Consider the following 5,550-nt stretch of genomic DNA (forward strand, 5'->3'; position numbering starts at 1 on the left):
TGCGCACGGCGGTGGAACTCTCCTGGCGCCTGCTGCGGGCGATCGCTGGCATCGCTCCGGCTCGCCTGGCGGCTCACTGCGCGATCAGGTTCTCGCTTCGCTCACACCTGCCTTCGGACGCGATCGCAACCATTGAGGTCGTCGTGGGGTTGCGGCGCCGGCTGAGGTTGTCGCGTGGTTGCAGTGAGGCTCAGGGCGGCGCGGACTAAGGTCGGCACATGTCGACTTCGGACCGCATCCTGCTCATCCTGCACATCGGGTTCGCGATCTTCACGCTGGGGCCGCTGACCGCCGCCACGATGTCCACGCCGCGCTACATCCGCAAGCGGAACGTGACCGTGGTGCGCTACCTCCACCGGACCACCCAGATCTACGGGATCGGCACGCTCGGGATCTTCCTGATCGGGCTCGGGCTGGCCAAGGGCGACCTCGCCGAGGTGTGGCTGACGGTGTCGATGACGCTGTTCGTCGTCGCGCTGGTGCTGCTTCTGATCGTCGAGCGCGACCAGCGCAAGGCGGTCCATCTGCTGGAGGTCGCGGCGGCCGAGGCGGTGCCCGCGACGGTCCCCGCCCGTCCCGCACCTTCCGAGGAGGCCAAGGAGATCGGCGAGGCCGAGGGCGGCGCGGCGGAGGCCGAGGCGCCCGCCGCCGGGGCCACCGCAGAACCGGCCGCGGCGGGCGAGGTCGCCGAGGTGGAGCGGGGGCGGCTCGCCGCCATGTCCGGCGTCGTCGCGCTGATCTGGCTGGTGATCCTCGTCCTGATGGTCTGGAACGGCTGAACCGCCAACTACGCGTTCAGTCGCTTCTTGAGCCAGGCCAGGATGGTCGGGTAGACGCCCTCGTCGCCCAGCATGTCCGAGGCGTGCATGTCGCCTTCGACGGTCTTGACGGTCGCCGGGACGCCGGCGGCGCGCAGCGCGGTCGCCAGCCCGGTGCTCTGGGTGACGGGGACGAAGTCGCCGGTGGCGTGCATCAGCAGCATCGGGGCGTCGCCCGCGGAGACGTGCGTGACGGTGCTGGCGTCGTCCAGCTTCGTCCAGCAGTCCGGGTCGGCGGTGACACCGGGCTCGCAGTGGACGAGGCCGACCACGGCCCGCCGCAGCTTGCGCTTGGTGAACGTGGCGTCCGGCTTCGCGCCGTCCTGGAAGGCCAGGAAGGGGTTGTTCGGCGGGGACAGCGCGACCACGCCGCGGACCTGGCGGGTGCCCGTCCCGAGCGTCCCGAGCTGCGTCGCGAGGTGCCCGCCGGCCGACGAGCCCATGACCGCGACGCGGTTCGGGTCGACGTTCCACACCTGGGCGTGCTTCTTGATGAAGTCGAGGGCCGCCATGGCGTCGTCGCGCTGGGCGGGCCACTGCGCCTTGGGCGCGAGCCGGTAGTTGGCCGACAGCACGACGAAGCCCTGCTCGGTCAGCCGGCGCGCGAAGTACTTCCAGCCGCCGCCCTTGTCGCCCTCCAGCCAGTAGCCGCCGTGCAGGAGCAGCACGGCCGGGCGGGGCGTGGCGCGCGGGCCCGGCTTGCGCCAGTAGGCGTCGATCTTCTGGGCGGGCAGCTTGCCGTAGGCGTAGGTGCGGAACAGCGGGAGCTGCGGCGTCACCATGACCGCCTGCGCGGTGACGGTGCCGTCCGGCTCCCCGTCCGCGCCGGCGGGGCCGCCCTCCGTCGGCGTCGCGGACGGCGCCGACGGCGACCCGGTGCCGGGGGCCCCGGTCTCCGGCGCGCCGGAGGGGGTCCCCGCCGGCGACTCGGTCGGCACGGACGGAACGGACACGCTGGGCGTCGGCGCCGGCTCGTTCGCGTGGGCTCCCACGGGAACGGTCACGGCGGAGACACACGTCGCGGCGAACGCCGCCCCACAGACCAGTACTTTGCGCACCCCGGGCCCTTTCTTCACGAACCTGGCGCGCCGAGTATAGATGTTTTGATCAAGTCCGGTGGGGAATGGTCAGCCGATTCTCAGGAAAGCGCCTGCTCCAGATCGCGGAGCAGGTCGGCGGCGTCCTCGATGCCGACCGACAGTCGCACCAGGTCGGCGGGCACTTCCAGCGGCGACCCGGCCGCCGAGGCGTGCGTCATCCGCCCCGGGTGCTCGATCAGCGACTCGACGCCGCCGAGCGACTCGCCGAGCGTGAACAGCTTCGTCCGCTCGCAGACCCGGACGGCGGCCTCCTCCGACTCCATCCGGAACGAGACCATGCCGCCGAACGCCTTCATCTGCTTGGCGGCGATCTCGTGGCCCGGGTGGTCGGGCAGCCCCGGGTAGAGGACCTGCCGGACGGACGGGTGCCGCGACAGCAGCTCCACGACCCGCTCCGCGTTGGCGCAGTGCCGGTCCATCCGCACGCCGAGGGTCTTGATCCCGCGCAGGGTGAGCCAGGCGTCGAACGGGCCCGCGACGGCGCCCATCGCGTTCTGGTGGAACGCCAGCCGCTCCCCAAGGTCCGCGTCCGCGGCGATCAGCGCGCCCCCGACGACGTCGGAGTGCCCGCCGATGTACTTGGTGGTGGAGTGGACGACGACGTCCGCCCCGAGCTCCAGCGGCCGCTGCAGGTAGGGGGAGGCGAAGGTGTTGTCGACGGCCAGCAGCGCCCCGGCGTCGCGGGCGACGGCGGCCAGGGCCGCGATGTCGGCGACGCCGAGCAGCGGGTTGGTGGGCGTCTCCACCCAGATGATCTTCGTGTCGGGTCGCACCGCCGCCCGCACCGCGGCGATGTCGCCGAGCGGCACCGGGTCGAACTCGACGCCCCACGGCTGGGCGACCTTCGCGAACAGCCGGTACGTCCCGCCGTAGGCGTCGTTGGGGACGATGACGTGGGCGCCGGGCTTGCAGACCGTGCGCAGCAGCGCGTCCTCGGCGGCGAGCCCGGAGGCGAACGCCAGCCCCCGCGCGCCGCCCTCCGTCTCGGCCAGGCATACCTCCAGCGCGGTACGCGTCGGATTGGCCGACCGGGAGTACTCGTAGCCGCCGCGCAGCCCCCCGATGCCGTCCTGCTTGTACGTCGAGACCTGGTAGATCGGCGGCACGACCGCGCCGGTGACCGGGTCGGGCTCCTGCCCGGCGTGGATGGCCAGGGTCTCGAACCCCCGTTGAACCTCGTTGTCCATGGGTACGAGGCTATCCACTCCCCGCCCCTCCTAGAGGAGGAGAGTCTCCCCCGGAGGTATCACCCCGCATTTCGGCGCTGCGGGTGACCCCTGCACGGTGTCCGGTCTCTACTGTTTTACGGGTATCCCTACGACCGTGAATTAAGGAAGCCCCCATGTTCGCTCGGCTCGCGCGCTTCGTCGTGAGACACCCGTGGTGGACGATCGTGGCCTGGCTCGTCGCCGCGGTTCTCATCATCGCCCTCTCCCCCAAGCTCACCACCGAGTCCGACCAGGGCGACTTCCTGCCCTCGAAGTACGAGTCGGTGCAGGCGCTCAAGATCGCTGAAAAGGCCTTCCCGCAGCAGGAGGACACCTCCTCGCTGATCGTGGTGAAGCGCTCGGACGGCCAGCCGCTGACGGCGCAGGACAGCGCCAAGGTGAACGAGGCCGCCAAGTCGCTGAACGCCAAGAAGCCGCCGACCGTCCTCGGCTTCGCCACCGGCCCGCAGGCCGTGGCGCCCAACAAGGCCGTCCAGGTGGTCATGGTGCCGATGAAGGGCACCTCGATGGACGACAGCAAGAAGCAGGGCGAGGCGGTCAAGCAGATACGCAAGGACCTGCCCACCCTGCTGAAGGGCAGCGGGATGGAGGCCAAGGTCGGCGGTGACGTCGCCGGCTTCGTCGACAACGAGGACTCCTTCAACAAGTCCTTCGAGATCGTCGGCATCGCCACCTTCGTGCTGATCATCGGCCTGATCCTGCTGATCTTCCGGGCCCCGCTGGCGGCGATCCTGCCGATCGTCGTCATCACCGTGACCATGCAGGTCGCGATGGGCCTGATCGGCACGGCCTCGAAGATCTTCGGGTTCTCCGGCGACGACAGCCTCAGCACCATCATCCTGATCGTGCTCTTCGGCATCGGCGCCGACTACTACCTGTTCCTGATGTTCCGGTTCCGCGAGCGGCTGCGGGCCGGCGACGACAAGAAGACCGCGATGATCACCGCGGTGGAGCGGGTCGGCGAGGTCATCTCCTCGGCCGCCGCCGCCATCGCCGTGACGTTCCTGGTCCTGCTGCTCGCGACGTTCGGCGTCTTCAGCGCCTGGGGCCCGTCCCTGGCCATCGCCGTCGTCGTGATGGGCATCACCTCGCTGACGCTGTTCCCCGCGCTCGTCTCGCTGCTCGGCACCGCCGTCTTCTGGCCGTCCAAGGCGTGGAAGAAGCAGCCGAAGGACAGGTTCTCCACGGCCATCGGCCGCGGCGTCGGCAAGCGCCCCGCGCTCGCCGCGGCGGCGTCCGGGCTCGTCCTGGTCGTGCTGGCGCTCGGCACCCTCGGGTTCAAGGCCGACTACGACTTCGCGGCCGGCTTCCCGCAGGACACCGAGTCCGCGCAGGCGACCAAGGACATGGAGAAGGGCTTCCCGCCCGGCCTGACCACCCCGGTCCAGGTGTTCATCAAGAGCCAGAACGGGCAGCCGGTCAGCCAGCAGCAGACCCAGGCGTTCAGCAAGGCCGTCGAGAACGCGCCCGGCGTCGGCAGGGTGCAGCCGCCCGTCCCCGGCCAGGACAAGACCGTGGCCCGGGTCGACCTGGTGCTGAAGCTCAACCCCGCGTCCAACAAGGCGATCAGCCTGGTCAAGGACGACCTGACGCCCGCCGTGCACAAGGCGGCGCCGGAGGGCACCCGCACCTACGTCGGCGGACCGACGGCGATCTTCTCCGACATCAACACGGTCAACAACCGCGACCTGTCGGTGATCCTGCCGGTGGCGGCGGTCCTGATCGCGCTGATCCTGGCGCTGCTGCTGAGGTCGGTGGTCGCGCCGCTCTACCTGGTCGTGGCCGTCCTGCTGGGCTTCGCGGCGACGCTCGGCTCCGCGGTGTACGTCTTCCAGGGCGCGATGGGCGAGGCCGGCGTCACCTTCCAGCTGCCGATCGTCCTCTACCTGTTCGTGCTGGCCATCGGGACCGACTACAACATCCTGATGACGGCGCGGCTGCGCGAGGAGGCCAAGGAGGGCCACGAGCCGCGGAAGGCGGCGGCGCTGGCCGTCCAGCACGGCGGCCCGACGGTCGCCGCGGCGGGCCTCATCCTGGCCGGCACGTTCTCGGTGATGATGCTCGCGCCGGTCTCGATGCTCCAGCAGATGGGCTTCTCGGTGGCGATCGGCATCGCGCTGTCGGCCTTCGTGATGTCCACCTTCCTGGTGCCGGGCCTGACCGCGATGCTGGGCCACCGGGCCTGGTGGCCGGGCCACGGCGACGAGCCGAAGAAGCAGCCGCGTGCGAACGACACGCGGGAGGACTTCGCCCCGACCGGGCACCGCGGCTAGCGGCGCCCCCGAGACGTCGGGTCGCGGGGGCCGGCCCATAACGCCGCCCACCGGCCGGGCCCCGCGACCCGACACCTGAACGGCCGAGCGCCTGGAGATCAGCCCGGCGGCGTGGATCGCGGTCAGCGCC

At 70.9% G+C, this 5,550-nt stretch carries 5 protein-coding genes; 3 read left to right on the plus strand and 2 right to left on the minus strand.

Going from position 1 to position 5,550, the window contains the following annotated elements:
* On the plus strand, positions 1-209 hold a 209-nt coding region (locus tag AB0C69_RS37220; protein WP_360360370.1), incomplete at its 5' end, for a hypothetical protein.
* Positions 210-218: 9 nt separating this feature from the next.
* On the plus strand, positions 219-779 hold the full coding sequence (locus AB0C69_RS37225) for a hypothetical protein (RefSeq protein WP_360360372.1): 561 nt from the start codon (positions 219-221) through the stop codon (positions 777-779).
* A gap of 8 nt (positions 780-787) precedes the next feature.
* Here the strand turns inward: AB0C69_RS37225 and AB0C69_RS37230 are convergent, their stop codons facing one another.
* Together AB0C69_RS37230 and AB0C69_RS37235 are read right to left on the minus strand one after the other, a co-directional pair.
* Positions 788-1,756, minus strand: coding sequence for an alpha/beta hydrolase (locus AB0C69_RS37230; RefSeq protein ID WP_360360375.1), 969 nt, complete (start codon positions 1,754-1,756; stop codon positions 788-790).
* 200 nt (positions 1,757-1,956) lie between these two features.
* Positions 1,957-3,105, minus strand: coding sequence for a cystathionine gamma-synthase (locus AB0C69_RS37235; RefSeq protein WP_360360378.1), 1,149 nt, complete (start codon positions 3,103-3,105; stop codon positions 1,957-1,959).
* Positions 3,106-3,260: 155 nt separating this feature from the next.
* On the opposite strand from AB0C69_RS37235, the gene AB0C69_RS37240 reads away from it, so the two are divergent.
* Entirely contained in the window at positions 3,261-5,420 is a 2,160-nt protein-coding gene (locus tag AB0C69_RS37240) for an MMPL family transporter (RefSeq protein ID WP_360360381.1), read from the plus strand.
* Positions 5,421-5,550 lie beyond the last annotated feature (130 nt).

Source organism: Actinomadura sp. NPDC048032, from assembly GCF_040653175.1.
Lineage (GTDB): Bacteria > Actinomycetota > Actinomycetes > Streptosporangiales > Streptosporangiaceae > Spirillospora > Spirillospora verrucosospora.